This window comes from Bradyrhizobium sp. Y36, from assembly GCF_002531575.1.
GTDB lineage: Bacteria > Pseudomonadota > Alphaproteobacteria > Rhizobiales > Xanthobacteraceae > Bradyrhizobium.
In genome coordinates this window covers 164,603-179,103 of sequence record NZ_NWTI01000008.1, presented here as the reverse complement: position 1 = coordinate 179,103, position 14,501 = coordinate 164,603, and the positions used below count along the sequence as shown (strand labels likewise).

Annotated in this window: 14 protein-coding genes; 10 read left to right on the top strand and 4 right to left on the bottom strand. The window is 65.3% G+C overall.

All coding sequences use genetic code 11. From position 1 onward, the window contains the following. Positions 1-41 precede the first annotated feature (41 nt). The gene (locus tag CO669_RS16720) at positions 42-878 is read right to left on the bottom strand and encodes a helix-turn-helix transcriptional regulator (RefSeq protein WP_097660890.1); all 837 of its coding nucleotides are present in this window, start codon (positions 876-878) and stop codon (positions 42-44) included. A 102-nt stretch (positions 879-980) separates the two neighbouring features. Between CO669_RS16720 and CO669_RS16715 the strand changes: the two genes are divergently transcribed. Beyond that, positions 981-1,865, top strand: a complete 885-nt coding sequence (locus CO669_RS16715) for an SDR family oxidoreductase (RefSeq protein ID WP_097660889.1) — start codon at positions 981-983, stop codon at positions 1,863-1,865. Between the two features lie 35 nt (positions 1,866-1,900). Here CO669_RS16715 and CO669_RS16710 read toward each other — a convergent pair whose 3' ends face one another. From CO669_RS16710 to CO669_RS16700, 3 genes are all read right to left on the bottom strand, one after another. Beyond that, on the bottom strand, positions 1,901-3,235 hold the full coding sequence (locus tag CO669_RS16710) for a dicarboxylate/amino acid:cation symporter (RefSeq protein ID WP_097660888.1): 1,335 nt from the start codon (positions 3,233-3,235) through the stop codon (positions 1,901-1,903). A gap of 85 nt (positions 3,236-3,320) precedes the next feature. Beyond that, positions 3,321-3,878 (bottom strand): biotin transporter BioY, encoded by a 558-nt coding sequence (locus tag CO669_RS16705; protein WP_097660887.1) that lies wholly within the window; start codon positions 3,876-3,878, stop codon positions 3,321-3,323. Positions 3,879-3,967: 89 nt separating this feature from the next. Then, positions 3,968-5,155 (bottom strand): pyridoxal phosphate-dependent aminotransferase, encoded by a 1,188-nt coding sequence (locus tag CO669_RS16700; RefSeq protein ID WP_097660886.1) that lies wholly within the window; start codon positions 5,153-5,155, stop codon positions 3,968-3,970. 191 nt (positions 5,156-5,346) lie between these two features. Here CO669_RS16700 and CO669_RS16695 point away from each other — a divergent pair, with 191 nt between their 5' ends. The 9 genes from CO669_RS16695 to CO669_RS16655 all read left to right on the top strand — a co-directional run bounded on the left by CO669_RS16695 (position 5,347) and on the right by CO669_RS16655 (position 14,489). Further along, positions 5,347-6,747 (top strand): M48 family metalloprotease, encoded by a 1,401-nt coding sequence (locus tag CO669_RS16695; protein ID WP_097660885.1) that lies wholly within the window; start codon positions 5,347-5,349, stop codon positions 6,745-6,747. Between the two features lie 100 nt (positions 6,748-6,847). Next, the gene (locus CO669_RS16690) at positions 6,848-7,615 is read left to right on the top strand and encodes a DsbA family protein (RefSeq protein WP_097660884.1); all 768 of its coding nucleotides are present in this window, start codon (positions 6,848-6,850) and stop codon (positions 7,613-7,615) included. A 209-nt stretch (positions 7,616-7,824) separates the two neighbouring features. Beyond that, positions 7,825-8,637, top strand: coding sequence for a DUF1236 domain-containing protein (locus CO669_RS16685; protein WP_097660883.1), 813 nt, complete (start codon positions 7,825-7,827; stop codon positions 8,635-8,637). Positions 8,638-8,892: 255 nt separating this feature from the next. Further along, positions 8,893-9,360: a type II 3-dehydroquinate dehydratase gene (gene aroQ, locus CO669_RS16680; RefSeq protein WP_063194278.1), complete on the top strand. Its 468-nt coding sequence runs from the start codon at positions 8,893-8,895 to the stop codon at positions 9,358-9,360. A 37-nt stretch (positions 9,361-9,397) separates the two neighbouring features. After that, entirely contained in the window at positions 9,398-9,886 is a 489-nt protein-coding gene (gene accB, locus CO669_RS16675) for an acetyl-CoA carboxylase biotin carboxyl carrier protein (protein WP_097660882.1), read from the top strand. A 78-nt stretch (positions 9,887-9,964) separates the two neighbouring features. Then, positions 9,965-11,320, top strand: coding sequence for an acetyl-CoA carboxylase biotin carboxylase subunit (gene accC / locus CO669_RS16670; protein WP_097660881.1), 1,356 nt, complete (start codon positions 9,965-9,967; stop codon positions 11,318-11,320). Between the two features lie 105 nt (positions 11,321-11,425). Continuing rightward, positions 11,426-12,952, top strand: a complete 1,527-nt coding sequence (locus CO669_RS16665) for a sensor histidine kinase (RefSeq protein WP_097660880.1) — start codon at positions 11,426-11,428, stop codon at positions 12,950-12,952. Next, positions 12,949-13,389, top strand: coding sequence for a response regulator (locus tag CO669_RS16660; protein WP_097660879.1), 441 nt, complete (start codon positions 12,949-12,951; stop codon positions 13,387-13,389). Before CO669_RS16665 ends, CO669_RS16660 begins: the two co-directional genes overlap by 4 nt. Further along, positions 13,386-14,489: a sensor histidine kinase gene (locus CO669_RS16655; protein ID WP_097660878.1), complete on the top strand. Its 1,104-nt coding sequence runs from the start codon at positions 13,386-13,388 to the stop codon at positions 14,487-14,489. The genes CO669_RS16660 and CO669_RS16655 overlap by 4 nt, the downstream gene beginning before the upstream one ends. The last annotated feature ends 12 nt before the right edge of the window (positions 14,490-14,501 follow it).

Genomic DNA, 14,501 nt, shown 5'->3' with positions numbered 1-14,501 from the left:
GGTCCGAGATGCGGGTTAAACGCGCGAGGTCGAAAATTCCGTCAGCCTTCCCGCTCAGTCAGAAGCTTTCTGATCCGCTCGGCATCCTCAGGCGTCGCCGGGTTGTAGACGATCATGCTGAGATCGGAACGGCCCTCGACGTTGAAGCTGGAATATTCGAACGACATCGTGCCGTGCACGGGATGGCGCAGCCGCTTGGTGCCGTCGCCCTGATGGCGCACGTCGTTGTCGCGCCAGAGGCTTGCGAATTCCGGGCTGCTCCGGCACATCTCGTCGACGAAATCGGCGACATGCGAGACCGCGCCCGCGCGCGCGGCATCGGCCCGGAATGCGGCCACGACGAAGCGCGCCACGCTGTCCCAGTCGTATTGCGCGGCGCGCACGCGCGGATCGCAGAAGATGAAGCGCAAGATGTTGCGCTGTCCCGGCGGGATCGCACCGTAATCGGTCAACACCGCAGTTGCGGCGCGATTCCACGCGACGACGTCCCAGGTCGCGGTGCGCACCAGCGCCGGGCTGAACGCAAGCGCGTCGAGCACCCGCTGCAGCCGCGGAGAAACGCCTTCGCTGGCCTGGTAGCGCACCTCCGGGGGGCGGCCGAGGCCGATCAGGAACAGATGCTCGCGCTCGACATCGGTCAGCAGCAGGGCGCGCGCAATGCGATCCAGCACGTCGGCCGACGGCGCCCCGCCCCGGCCCTGCTCCAGCCAGGTGTACCAGGTGGGACTGATATTGGCGCGCTGCGCCACCTCCTCGCGGCGCAGGCCGGGCGTACGCCTGCGGCTGCCGGCAAAGCCGAACGCGGCGGCATCGAGCCGGGTGCGGCGGTCCTTCAGGTAGGCCCCGAGCAGATTTTCGGCGGAGGCGGTCTCGCTCATCCTGTTAGCTATTATACCCTGATACTGTCACTACTTTACCCGGATAATTCTAGCGCCGATGCTGCTCTCCGCCAAGCCCGACTGCTTCCCTGGAGATTGCTCATGCGCGTATTCGTCACCGGAGCCACCGGCTTCGTCGGCTCCGCCGTCGTTGCTGACCTGATCGCCGCCGGCCATCGCGTTGCCGGCCTCGCCCGGACCGGTGCCGCTGCGGACGCCCTCACCGCGATGGGCGCCGAAATCCATCACGGCTCGCTGGAGGATCACGCGTCCTTGCGCAGCGGCGCGGCCGGCTCCGACGGCGTGCTGCACCTCGCCTTCAACCACGACTTCTCGAAATTCGCCGAGAATTGCGAGCTCGACCGCCGCGCGATCCTCGCGCTCGGCGCGGCGCTGAAAGGATCCGAGCGCCCGCTGATCGTCACCTCGGGCGTCGCATTGCTCGCGCCGGGACGGCTCGCCACCGAGGACGATGTCGCAGCTCGCCACTTTCCGCGCGTGTCGGAAGCAGCCGCCGAAGACCTCATGCAGCAGGGCATCCGGGCCGGCATCGTGCGGCTGCCGCCCACCACCCATGGCGAGGGCGATCACGGCTTCGTCCCTCGCCTGATCGCGATCGCCCGCGAGAAAGGCGCGGCGGCCTATATCGGCGATGGCGGCAATCGCTGGCCGGCCGTACACCGCTTCGACGCCGCGCGGATCTACCGGCTCGCGCTCGAACAAGGCGCATCCGCGCGCCGCTATCACGCCATCGCCGAGCAAGGCGTGCCGTTCAAGGCGATCGCGGAGGTGATCGGCAAGAGGCTCGGCGTGCCCGTGGTCTCGAAATCCGCCGAGGAAGCGGAGGCGCATTTCGGCTGGTTCGCGCGGTTTGCCGCCGTCGATGTTCCCACCTCGAGCGCGGAGACGCGCGCCGCACTCGGCTGGGCGCCCAAGGAAAAAGGGCTGATCGAGGATCTCGACCAGCCCTATTACTTCAAGGCCTGACGGCGCGTCTTGCGCCGACGGACGCTGCCTGCGGATCAGTCCGTCGTGATCGCCGTCTCCATGTCGGTCGGGTCGATCCGCTTGGCGAGGTTGGCGTTGAGCTTGTCGCGATCGAGCTCCCCCTCCCACCAGGCGACGATCACGCAGGCGACGCCGTTGCCGCACAGATTGGTCAGCGCACGGCACTCGCTCATGAACTTGTCGATGCCGAGCACGATCGCCATGCCCGGCACAAGGCGCGGGTCGACCACGGCGAGCGTCGCCGCGAGCGTGATGAAGCCCGCGCCGGTGATGCCGGAGGCGCCCTTCGAGGTCAGCATCGCCACGACCAGGATGGTCAATTGCTGGCTGAAGCTGAGATCGTAGCCGAGCGCCTGCGCGATGAAGAGCGTCGCCAGCGTCATGTAGATGTTGGTGCCGTCGAGGTTGAACGAATATCCCGTGGGCACCACGAGACCGACCACCGACTTGGAGCAGCCGAGCCGCTCCAGCTTTTCCATCAAAGATGGCAGTGCGCTTTCCGAGGACGAGGTGCCGAGCACGATCAGCAGCTCGTCCTTGATGTAGGCCAGGAACTTGAAGATCGAGAACCCAGCGAGGCGCGCGATGATGCCGAGCACGACGAAGACGAAGAGCGCCGCGGTGACGTAGAAGGTGGCGATCAGCCCGACCAGATTGAGGATCGCGCCGGTGCCGAACTTGCCGATCGTATAGGCCATCGCGCCGAACGCGCCGATCGGCGCTGCGCGCATCACGATGGAGATGACGCCGAAGACGGCATGAGCGGCATCGTCGATGAAGCTGCGGATGGTGTGACCGCGCTCACCGAGGCTCATGATCGCAAAGCCGAACAGCACCGAGAACAGCAGCACCTGGAGGATTTCGCCCTGCGCGAAGGCGCCGACCACGGTGTCGGGAATGATGTGCAGCACGAAGTCGACGGACTTCTGACCCGCGGCCTGCTTGGCGTAATTTGCAACCGCCGCCTCGTTCGCCGCCCCACTGCCGAAGCCTGCGCCCGGCTTCACCAGATTGCCGATGATGAGCCCGATCACCAGGGCGAAAGTCGAGACAACCTCGAAATAGACCAGCGCCTTGACGCCGATGCGGCCGACCTTCTTGGCATCCTGGATATGGGCGATGCCGGAGACGACGGTGCAGAAGATGATCGGGGCGATCACCATCTTGATTAGCTTGATGAAGCCGTCGCCGAGCGCCTTGATCCATTCGTTGGTGGCGACCGTCGGCCAGAGCCAGCCGACGATGGCGCCGAGCACGATGGCGATCAGCACCTGGACGTAGAGAACCTTGTACCACGGCTTTGCTGCGGGCTGCGCAATCGGCGCACCCGCCATCGTTGTCGTCGTCATCGTTTCACTCCCCCTCAAAACGCTGGGCCAGCCAAGATCAACTTGGCCGGCCCTGTCAATTGGAACCGCGAACTCTTTGCCCGCTTTACCGGCGGCGCTCGATCAGTCGTCGGGCCGCCGGCATCAATGTCGCGCCGAGCGCATTCTTGACCAGCGAAGCCGCAATGAACGGCACGATGCCGACCTGCCAGGCCTTCGCAAGGCCGAGACCAAGGCCGAACGCCAGCCAGCCGAAGCCGGCAGCCAAAATGACGAGATGGCCCGCAGCCATCGCTGCAAACAGCAGCATCACGCTGCGATCCCAGCCGCGCTCGGCGAGCCAGCCGGTCACGAAAGCGGCCGCAATGAAACCGAAAAGATAGCCCGCGGTCGGGCCGACCAGTGGTGCAATTCCACCCACCGGCCCGGCAAAAACCGGCGCGCCAAGCGCGCCCTCGGCGAGATAAGCGATCATGGTTGCGCTGCCAAGACGCCAGCCATAGGCAGCGCCGATCATCAGCACCACCAGCGTCTGCAACGTCATCGGCACGTAGGGCAGCGGCAGGCTCACCTTGGCTGATAGCGTCATCAAGAAGGTGCCGAGCACAACCAGCACGATGGCGCGCACCGCACCGACGGTTTCGCCTGGCCAGGTCGGCCACATCAACGCGGCGAGAGAGAAATGCGGTGCAGCAACGGTCGGGACAGATCGGTCAGACAAGATGAACTCCGGACGTGGTCGAAAACTGGCGGCTATTTAAGCCAGTGAGCGATCCGGTCAACTGCCTCGCGCATCTCTTCGGGCGAGCGCGCATAGGAAAAGCGAATGAACGAGCGGCCGTGAAGGGGATCGAAATCGACGCCGGGGGTGGCCGCAACGCGTGCCTGCTCCAGCATCTGCTTGGCGAACTCGAAACTGTCGGAAGTAAAATTCGAGACGTCGGCATAGAGATAAAATGCACCATCGGCGGGCAGGAATTTACTGAGGCCGGCTTTCGGCAATCCCTCGATCAAGATCCGCCGGTTTTCCTGATAGCCGTGCTTGATCGCCTCCATCTCGGCCGCACCGTCGAAGGCGGCTTCGGCGGCGATCTGCGAGAGCGACGGCACCGAGATCGACAGGTTCTGCTGCAGCCGCTCGATCGGCCGCACCAAAATTTCGGGGACGACCATCCAGCCGACGCGCCATCCGGTCATGCAAAAATACTTCGAGAACGAGTTGATCACGAGTGCGTGCTCGGAGAGCGCGGCCGCGGTGACCGCCGGAAACGCATAGTCGAGCCCGTGATAGATCTCGTCCGAGATGAAGCGGATCCCGGCGTCTTCCGCCGCCGTGATGAGGCCGGCGAGCGCTTCGCGGGACATCATCGTTCCCGTCGGATTGGCAGGGCTGCCAACCAGCACGCCCTTCAGCGGCGCCTTGCGGTGGGCCGCGAGCAAGGCCTCGCCGGTCAGCGCATGGCGCGTGTCATTGGTGGTCTCGATCAGCACCGGCTCGCAACCGAGCGCAGTGAGGATGTGACGATAGGGCGGATAGCCGGGCACCGTCACGGCGACGCGGTCGCCCGGCTCGAACATCGACAGGAAGGCCAGGATGAACCCGCCGGAGGAGCCGGTGGTCACCACGATCCTGTCAGGGCTGACGTCGCAGCCATGGGCATCGCGATAATGGCGTGCGATGCGCTCGCGCAAGGAGGGGATGCCGAGCGCGGAGGTATAATCGATCCGCCCCGCCTTGAGCGCCGCATGAGCTGCGGCGATCGCGGTCCTGGGCGCCCCGGCCGCGGGCTGGCCGACCTCCATGTGGATGACATGGCCCCCGGCAGCCTCGATTCGGGCCGCCGCGGCCATAACGTCCATCACCATAAACGGGGGAACATCGCTGCGGCGGGAGGGCGCGAGCCACTGCCCCAACCGGTTCCTCAATGTCGCATCGTGCATCGAATTCTGCTATTTCGCTGGCGGGCCGGCGCGACCGGTCCGGAAAACGGGGCGCTTGCGCCCCAGACTGGCCGCATTGTACGGCTCATAAGGGGTAAGGCTCACAAGGGCATATCGCGTATCCGGTCCGCCGCCAATCGCCAAAACCAATCACGAAACAGCTGTCCCGACCGTTTGACCAAGACCGTTTGATGTCGCTCCAAATCGCATTGCGCAAGAAGGCCTCCGCCCTCACCGCCCTCGTCACGGCTGCGGCGATCGCGCTGACGCCGTTCTCGGCCGCGCGCGCGCAGGCCAAGGGGCCGCCAGTGCTGCGCGACACCGAGACCGAGCAGCTGCTGCGCGAATACACGCGCCCGATCCTCCGTGCCGCGGGTCTGGAGAAGCAGAACATCCAGATGGTGATCCTCAACGACGGCTCGTTCAACGCCTTCGTCGCGGACGGCCGCCGCATCTTCGTCAACTGGGGCGCGATCCTTCAATCGGAAACGCCGAACCAGATCATCGGCGTGCTCGCGCACGAGACCGGGCATCTGGCCGGCGGCCACCTGTCCAAGCTGCGCGAGCAACTCGCCGCCGCCCAGACCCAGATGATCATCGCGATGCTGCTCGGCGCCGGCGCGATCGCCGCCGGCAGCACCCAGCGCAGCAGCGCAGGCAACAACGGGCTCGCCAATGCCGGCGCCGCCGCGATCTCCGCTCCGCAGGAGGTGATCCGCCGGACGCTGCTGTCCTACCAGCGCCAGCAGGAGGAGAACGCCGACCGAGCCGGCGTGAAATTCCTGACCGCGACCCAGCAGTCCCCGAAGGGCATGTACGAGACGTTCAAGCGCTTCACCAGCGAGAGCCTGTTCGCCGCGCGCGGCGCCGATCCCTATCTGCAGTCGCATCCGATGCCGGCCGAACGCGTCGCAGCGCTGCAGGAGTTCGCAAGCTCCAGCCCCTACTGGAACAAGAAGGACGATCCCGCGCTCCAGCTCCGCCACGACATGGTGCGCGCCAAGATATCCGCCTTCATGGAGCGGCCCGAGACGGTGTACCGCCGCTATCCCCAGACCAATGACAGCATGCCGGCGCGCTACGCCCGCGCCATCAGCACCTATCTGCACGGCGATTTGCGCAGCGCGCTTACCCAGATCGACGCGCTGATCCAGGTCCAGCCGAACAACCCGTACTTCTACGAGGTGCGCGGCCAGGCCCTGCTGGAAAGCGGCAAGCCGGCCGAGGCGATCCCGGCCCTGCGCAAGGCTGTCGCACTCTCGAACAATTCACCCCTCATCGAGATGTTACTTGGGCAGGCTCTGGTTGGAACCGATAATAAGGCCTACACGGACGAGGCCGTTCGGATTCTCCGCGCCGCAGTGGCGCGAGAGCCTGAGGCGGCGCTCGGCTATACCCAGCTCGCGATGGCCTACGGCCGGAAGGGAGAATATGCCGAGGCCGATCTCGCCTCGGCACAGGCCGCTTACTTGCGCGGCGACAACAAGACCGCCCGCGAGCTTGCCACGCGCGCGAAAACCCGTTTTGCCGTCGGCACGCCCGGATGGGTCAAGGCCGACGACATCGTGGCGGCGAAGTCGCCGCGCAATTGAAATGACCAGAACGACGCCCGACTCCGCGACGTCACGACACCGAGCTTTAAGTCCGCCGGGACGTTTCTCGAAACCTGCTTTGGATAAGAGGATTTTGCCTATGCCTTCGCTGCGCCTGCTTGCTCCCGCGTTGTTTGCGCTCGCCCTGTTCGGCGCAGCCGCGCCCGCGTCGGCCGACAGTTTCTCCGACAGCCAGCGCACCGACATCGAGGCGATCATCAAGAACTATCTCGTCAGCCATCCCGAGGTGCTCGAGGAGGCCATGACCGAGCTCAGCAAGCGTCAGGCCGCGGCCGAAACGCAGAAGCACGAGGCCAGCGTCGCGCAGAACGCGGACGCGATCTTCAACTCGCCGCGCCAGGTCGTGCTCGGCAACAAGGACGGCGACGTCACCTTCGTCGAGTTCTTCGACTACAATTGCGGCTACTGCAAGCGCGCGATGGACGACATGCTCACCCTCATGAAGGCCGATCCGAAGCTGAAGGTCGTGCTGAAGGAGTTTCCGGTGCTGAGCCAGGGTTCGGTGGAGGCGGCGCAGGTCGCGGTCGCCGTGCACATGCAGGATCCCTCCGGCAAGAAATATCTCGACTTCCACCAGAAGCTGCTCGGCGGACGCGGCGCCGCGGACAAGGCACGCGCACTTCAAGCGGCCAAGGAGGCCGGCCTCGACACCGCCAGGATCGAGAAGGACATCAACAGCCCCGAGGTGCGCGCCACCATCGAGGAGAACTTCAAGCTCGCCGAAGCGATGGGCATGAACGGCACGCCGAGCTACGTCATCGGCAAGCAGATCGTGATCGGCGCGGTCGGCGTCGAAGGTCTGAAGGAAAAGATCGGCATCGCCCGCTGCGGCAAGGCGACTTGTTGATCAGACGTTTCGCAGTTCTGACAGCACCAAGGGGCCGGCTGCAAAAGCCGGCCTTTTTCTTGCGCCGAACGTTGGCGTCTTCGTGCCAGGTCATTCATCTGGCGTTCAACAAACAAATGCCGCGGAACAGGCGAAGTTCCGGAACAACTCAAACCTCCTTTCGTTGTCGGCGCGGGCAATGACGCAAAGAACCACCTGAGGAGAATTCTATGTTGAACCGCTTTATGATCTCGGTTGCCGCGGCCGCTCTTGTCGCGGGCGCCGGTGTGGCGAACGCACAGGGCATGAAAGGCGACACCGGTGGTGCGGCCGGCGCACAGCCGACGCAACAGCAGCCGGCGCAGCATGCGCAGCCTTCGGGTGGCGCGGCGGAACATGGCGGCGCCATGAGCCGGGACAAGGGCACCGTCGGTCAGGCCGGCGGCGCCATGAAGCCGGGCGGAGCCGCCGAGGAGAAGTCCTCGGGCGCGATGGAGAAATCCGGTGCCGCGGAGAAGTCCGGCGGAATGGAAAAGCCCGGCGCGATGAACAAGAACGCGGCTGAAGACAAGGCCGGCTCGGCGAAGGGCGAGCACGCCCAGGGCGCGCAGGACAAGTCCATGCAGGACAAGTCGAAGAGCACGATGGACAAGTCCCAAATGGACAAGTCCAAGAGCTCTGAGACAGATACCAAGAGCGGCAACATGAACGCCCAGACCAAGGGCGCGGACAGCAAGGCTGGCGACACCAAGTCTCAGACCACGACCGGCACCGCCTCTGCGACCGCTTCCGCTCCGCCTCCCGAGAAGCGGACCGAAATCTCCACCGCGATCAAGTCGACCAAGATCGAAGAGACCACCAACGTCAACTTCAACATCTCGGTGGGTGCCTCGATCCCGGCGTCCGTTCGCTTCCATCCGCTCCCGCCCCGGATCGTCGAGATCTATCCGGAGTGGCGCGGCTATGACGTGATCTACGTCCGCGGCCAATACATCATCGTCCGTCCGCAGACGCGCGAGATCGTCTACATCATCGAAGGCTAAGCTGCCTCGCTGAACCCGAATGGGCCCTTGCCGAGACATCGGCAGGGGCCTTTGGGCTATGCGTCGCCCTCCCCGGCGAGCTTCCCTCCGGCAGCCACGATTAGAACTGGTTAACAAGCAATTTCCGTGGCTTCCGCACAGGTTTTTGCACCGGGGATGAGGTACCTGAAGGCCCCTGGGAGGCCCTTCAAGGCTTCCCCTGGGCCGCTTTGTTACCTATAACCCCGCCACGCCGAAGCACCTGCCGGGATTGGAATGGCCGAACCAGCAACCGACACGATCCTCGTCCTCAACGGGCCGAACCTCAACATGTTGGGGACGCGCGAGCCGGAGAAGTACGGCCACGCCACGCTGGCCGACGTCGAGGCGCTGTGCCGGGAGACCGCGGCGACCTTCGGCCTCAAGGCCGATTGCCGGCAGTCCAACCGCGAGGGCGAGCTGATCGACTTCATCCACGAGGCGCATGCGCGCAAGATGAAGGGCATCATCATCAACGCCGGCGGCTATTCCCATACCTCGATCGCGCTGCACGACGCCTTGCTCGCGGTGCAGATCCCGACGGTCGAGGTGCATGTGACCAACATCCACGCCCGCGAGAGCTTCCGTCACCACTCCTACACGGCACGCGCGGCCTTCGCCTCGCTCTGCGGTTTCGGCATCGAGGGTTACCGTCTCGCCATCCAGGGCCTTGCCGCCAAGCTTGCCATCAAGCCCAAAGCCTGAAGCCCCCTCATCAAACAGAACATTCGGATCAAAGAACATGGCGCGCCAGCCAGACGACAAAGCAGCCGCAAAGTTTTCCAGCGAGGATTCCGCGCTCGTCCGCGAGCTTGCTCTGCTGCTCGATGAGACCAGCCTCACCGAGATCGAGATCGAACGTGCAGGCCTGCGCCTGCGCGTTGCCCGCAACCTCAGCGTCGCCGCGACCATGCCGGTGCCGATGGCTGCCGCTCCAGCCGCCCTGCCGGCCGCCTCCGCCGCGCCTGCCGCCGCCGGACCCGACCTGTCGAAGCATCCCGGCGCCGTGACGTCGCCGATGGTCGGCACCGCCTATTGGGCGCCGGAGCCCGGCGCCAAGCCGTTCATCGAGGTCGGCAGCAAGGTCTCGGTCGGCCAGACGCTGCTGATCATCGAAGCCATGAAGACCATGAACCAGATCCCCTCGCCGCGCGCCGGCACAGTGACGCAGATCCTGGTCGAGGACGGCCAGCCGGTCGAGTACGGCGAGCCGCTCGTGATCATTGAGTGAGGGAGTGGCGAATAGCGAGTAGCAAATAGCTGCTCTTCCCATTCGCCATTCGCTATTCCCCATTCGCCCCGAGGCATCATGTTCGACAAAATCCTCATAGCCAATCGCGGCGAGATCGCCCTTCGCATCCTCAGGGCGTGCAAGGAGCTCGGGATCGCCACCGTCGCCGTGCACTCCACCGCCGACGCCGACGCCATGCATGTGCGCCTGTCGGATGAAAGCGTCTGCATCGGCCCGCCCGCGTCCAAGGACAGCTATCTCAACGTGCCCGCGCTGCTCGCGGCCTGCGAGATCACCGGCGCCGATGCCGTGCATCCCGGCTACGGCTTCCTGTCGGAGAACGCCCGCTTTGCGGAAATCCTCGGCGAGCACAATCTGCATTTCATCGGTCCCAAGGCCGAGCATATCCGCCTGATGGGCGACAAGATCGAGGCCAAGAAGACCGCCAAGCGGCTCGGCATCCCCGTGGTGCCCGGCTCCGACGGCGCCGTCGGGCCCGACGACGACGCGATGGGGATCGCCAGGCAGATCGGTTTTCCGGTGCTGGTGAAGGCCGCAGCCGGCGGCGGCGGTCGCGGCATGAAGGTGGCGCACAGCGAGGCTGACCTCCAGGTGGCGCTGTCGACGGCGGCCAACGAAGCCAAGTCCGCCTTTGGCGATGCGTCCGTCTACCTCGAAAAATACCTCCAGAAGCCGCGCCATATCGAGATCCAGATCCTGGGCGACGGCCGCGGCGGCGCCATCCATCTCGGCGAACGCGACTGCTCGCTGCAACGCCGCCACCAGAAGGTCTGGGAGGAAGGCCCCTCACCGGTGCTGGCCGCCGCCGCGCGCGCCAAGATCGGCGAGACCTGCGCCAAGGCCATGCGCGAGATGAAATATCTCGGCGTCGGCACCATCGAATTCCTGTTCGAGGACGGCGAATTCTACTTCATCGAGATGAACACGCGCATCCAGGTCGAGCATCCCGTCACCGAGAGCATCACCGACATCGACCTCGTGCTGGAGCAGATCCGCATCGCCGCCGGCGGCGACCTGCCGGCCAAGCAGGACGAGATCCAGGTCATCGGCCATGCGATCGAGTGCCGGATCAACGCCGAGCATCCCCAGACCTTCCGCCCCTCACCCGGCCGCATCTTGCAATACCATCCGCCCGGCGGACTGGGGGTGCGGATCGATTCCGCCGTGTACCAGGGCTACACGATCCCGCCCTATTACGATTCCCTGGTCGGCAAGCTGATCGTGCACGGCAAAACCCGCGCCGAATGCCTGATGCGGCTCCGCCGGGCGCTGGACGAGATGGTGGTGGAAGGCATCGAGACCACGCTGCCGCTGTTCCGCGCGCTGGTGCGGGAAGACGACATCATCAACGGCGATTACCACATCCACTGGCTGGAACAGTACCTGGCCGGCAAGGAACCCACCCCGCAATAAATCCCGTTCCGGCGGGAACCCTTTGGCCCCTATTGCGTTCTCGACGCGGGGACAGTTCCATGGGGGCGCTTTGATTTCCACTGAATGTGACAGAGTGAGGCCGTCGTGACGGCCGAAGCCCAACGACGGCGCGCATTCTGGCAGATCCTGCTGATCGCGGCGGGTCTTCTGATTCTGACCGTCATCAGCGCCGGCTCGGTCTATCTCGTCAACAAGGCGCGCGAGGACGGCAAATGGGTGGTTCACACCATCGAGGTTGAGAACCAGATCAACGCCCTGTTGCTCGAAGTCCGGCGCGCCGAGAGCAGCGCCCGCGGCTTTCTCCTGACGCGGGGACCGGATTTTCAGTCGGACCATGAGAAGGCCGTCGCGGCCATCGTACCGGCGCTCGACAAGCTCACGCGCCAGATCGGTGACAACCAGGCGCAACGTGAAAGTATCGAGAAGCTGAGCGCGGCGATCGAGACCCGGCTCGACCAGTTCTCGCGCGAGATGACCTTCGTCAAGCAGGGTCAGCTCGACCGGGCCACGGAGCTCGTCCGTGAGGCAGCCCGCAGCAACAGCACGACCACGATCACCAACCAGGCCAACGCGATGATCCGCGAGGAAGAGCGGCTGTTCCAGATCCGCTCCGCCAACTCCGACCGCAGCCAGACCCTGGCTGCATCGATGACCGGTATCGGCTCCGGTCTGGTCGTTGTGCTGGCGCTGATCTCGACCTGGCTGGTGCGGCGCTCGGCCCGCGCCCGGGACGAGGCTGAAGCGCGCCTGCGCGATGCCAACGTCAATCTGGAATCCGTCGTCGACGAGCGCACCGCCGACCTGCGCGAGGCCAACGACGAGATCCAGCGCTTCGCCTATATCGTCAGCCACGATCTGCGCTCGCCGCTCGTCAACATCATGGGCTTCACCAGCGAGCTCGAAGAGCTCAGCGGCGACATCTTCCGCCGCATCGGCAGCCTCGCCCAGGTTTCCGCGGAGGGCGCGCCGCTGGCCCCCGCCGGGCCGGGCGAGATCGTACTCGAGGGCGCCGATAAGCAGCTTTCCGAGGACTTTTCCGAAGCGCTCGGCTTCATCAAGACGTCGATCGCCAAGATGGACCGGCTGATCTCGGCCATCCTCAACCTCACCCGCGAGGGCCGGCGCGAATTCCAGCCGGTGAAGGTCGACACGGGCGAGCTGATCGAGGCCGTCGTGTCGACGCTGGCGCATCAGGCGGCGGAAGCACAGGCCGAGATCCGCCTCGAGCCGCTGCCTCATATCGTGAGCGACCGCCTCGCACTCGAGCAGATCTTCTCCAATCTGATCGACAACGCCATCAAGTACCTGAAAAGCGGCGTGCCCGGCGAGATCAGAATCCGCGGGCGGACCAAGCTCGGCTACGCTATCTTCGAGATCAGCGACAATGGCCGCGGGATCGATCCGAAGGATCACCAGCGCATCTTCGACCTGTTCCGCCGGGCGGGAACCCAGGACAAGCCCGGCCAGGGCATCGGTCTTGCGCATGTGCGTGCACTTGTGCGTCGCCTCGGCGGCACCATGTCGGTATCATCGGAACTGAACGCGGGCAGCACCTTCACCATCACGCTGCCGATCGCCTGGAATGAGAGCAACCGGAACGCAGAACGATGACCCAGCCAGTCACCATCATCATGATCGAGGACGACGAGGGCCACGCCCGCCTGATCGAGCGCAACATCCGCCGCTCGGGGGTCAATAACGAGATCGTCTCCTTCCAGAACGGCACGGATGCGATGAAGCACCTGTTCGGCGCGGACGGCAGCGGGCTCGTGCAGAAGGGCAACGCGCTCCTGATCCTGCTCGACCTCAACCTGCCCGACATGACCGGGATCGACATCCTGAAGCAGATCAAGGAAAACAAATACCTGAAGGCCTCGCCCGTCGTGGTGCTGACCACCACCGACGACAGCCAGGAAATCAAGCGCTGCTACGAGCTCGGCTGCAACGTCTACATCACCAAGCCCGTCAACTACGAGAATTTCGCCAATGCCATCCGGCAGCTCGGCCTGTTCTTCTCGGTCATCCAGGTCCCGCCCGCCGCCCCATGAACCAGCGCACGCCCACCCTGCTCTACATCGATGACGACGGTGCGCTGGCGCACCTGGTCGAACGCGGCCTGACGCGCCGCGGCTACCGGGTCGTGCATGCCGCGAGCGGCGAGGAGGGCCTGGAGCGCATCCGCCGCGCCGGGGCCGAGGGCGGCATCGATGTCGTGGCGCTCGACCAGTACATGCCCGGCCTCGACGGCCTGGAGACGCTGGAGCAGGTCATGGCGATCCCGGGCGCGCCGCCGGTGGTGTTCGTCACGGCCTCGCAGGATTCCAGCATCGCCGTCACTGCGCTGAAGGCGGGCGCTTCCGATTATCTCGTCAAGGACGTCACCGGCGATTTCATCCCCCTGCTCCACGTCGCGTGCGAGGGCGCGCTGCGCCAAGCCGAACTGCAGAAGGCGCGCGAGGAAGCCGAGGCCGAGATCCATGCCTCGCGCGACCGTTACGCGGCGCTTGCCGCCGAGCGCGAGATGCTGCTGCGCGAGGTCAACCACCGCGTCGGCAACTCGCTCCAGATCATCGCCTCGCTGCTGCATTTGCAGGCCAGTTCCGCCGCGCAGGACGAGGTCAAGGCGGCCCTGACCAATGCGATGGGCCGCGTCGCCGCGGTCGCGCAGGTGCATCGCCGACTCTACACCTCGCAGGACCTGAAGAGCGTGGTCCTGAACCAGTATCTGGACTCGCTGCTCGAGGATCTCCGCCGCTCGGCCGAAGGCAACCGGATGTCGCGCCTGACGCTGAAGGCCGAGCCGATCGAGATCGACCCCGACCGCGCGGTCGCCGTCGGCATCATCGTCAACGAGCTGGTGATGAATGCGGTGAAATACGCCTATCCCGATGGCGCCGGCCCCATCCATGTCGAGCTGAACGCGCAAGGTGACGATCTCCTGCTGTCGATCACCGACAACGGCGTCGGCGACAACGTCAAGGCCGATCCGCGCTCCACCGGCATGGGCCAGCGTATCGTCGCGGCCATGGCCTCCAAGCTCGACGCCGCGGTCGAGCGCGATCCCACGCATTCGGGAACCCGGATCGTGCTGAAGTTCGGTCGCGTGCCCCCGAGCCTCGGCAAGACCAGCACCGCCGCCGCGGGCTGAGCTGGCGCCCAA

Coding starts and splice junctions, on each gene's coding strand:
- accC (WP_097660881.1), top strand. CDS start 9,965: ATGTTCGACAAAATCCTCATAGCCAATCGCGGCGAGATCGCCCTTCGC.
- CO669_RS16690 (WP_097660884.1), top strand. CDS start 6,848: ATGCCTTCGCTGCGCCTGCTTGCTCCCGCGTTGTTTGCGCTCGCCCTG.
- CO669_RS16695 (WP_097660885.1), top strand. CDS start 5,347: ATGTCGCTCCAAATCGCATTGCGCAAGAAGGCCTCCGCCCTCACCGCC.
- CO669_RS16705 (WP_097660887.1), bottom strand. CDS start 3,878: ATGTGGCCGACCTGGCCAGGCGAAACCGTCGGTGCGGTGCGCGCCATC.
- CO669_RS16685 (WP_097660883.1), top strand. CDS start 7,825: ATGTTGAACCGCTTTATGATCTCGGTTGCCGCGGCCGCTCTTGTCGCG.
- CO669_RS16720 (WP_097660890.1), bottom strand. CDS start 878: ATGAGCGAGACCGCCTCCGCCGAAAATCTGCTCGGGGCCTACCTGAAG.
- aroQ (WP_063194278.1), top strand. CDS start 8,893: ATGGCCGAACCAGCAACCGACACGATCCTCGTCCTCAACGGGCCGAAC.
- CO669_RS16655 (WP_097660878.1), top strand. CDS start 13,386: ATGAACCAGCGCACGCCCACCCTGCTCTACATCGATGACGACGGTGCG.
- CO669_RS16700 (WP_097660886.1), bottom strand. CDS start 5,155: ATGCACGATGCGACATTGAGGAACCGGTTGGGGCAGTGGCTCGCGCCC.
- accB (WP_097660882.1), top strand. CDS start 9,398: ATGGCGCGCCAGCCAGACGACAAAGCAGCCGCAAAGTTTTCCAGCGAG.
- CO669_RS16715 (WP_097660889.1), top strand. CDS start 981: ATGCGCGTATTCGTCACCGGAGCCACCGGCTTCGTCGGCTCCGCCGTC.
- CO669_RS16660 (WP_097660879.1), top strand. CDS start 12,949: ATGACCCAGCCAGTCACCATCATCATGATCGAGGACGACGAGGGCCAC.
- CO669_RS16710 (WP_097660888.1), bottom strand. CDS start 3,235: ATGACGACGACAACGATGGCGGGTGCGCCGATTGCGCAGCCCGCAGCA.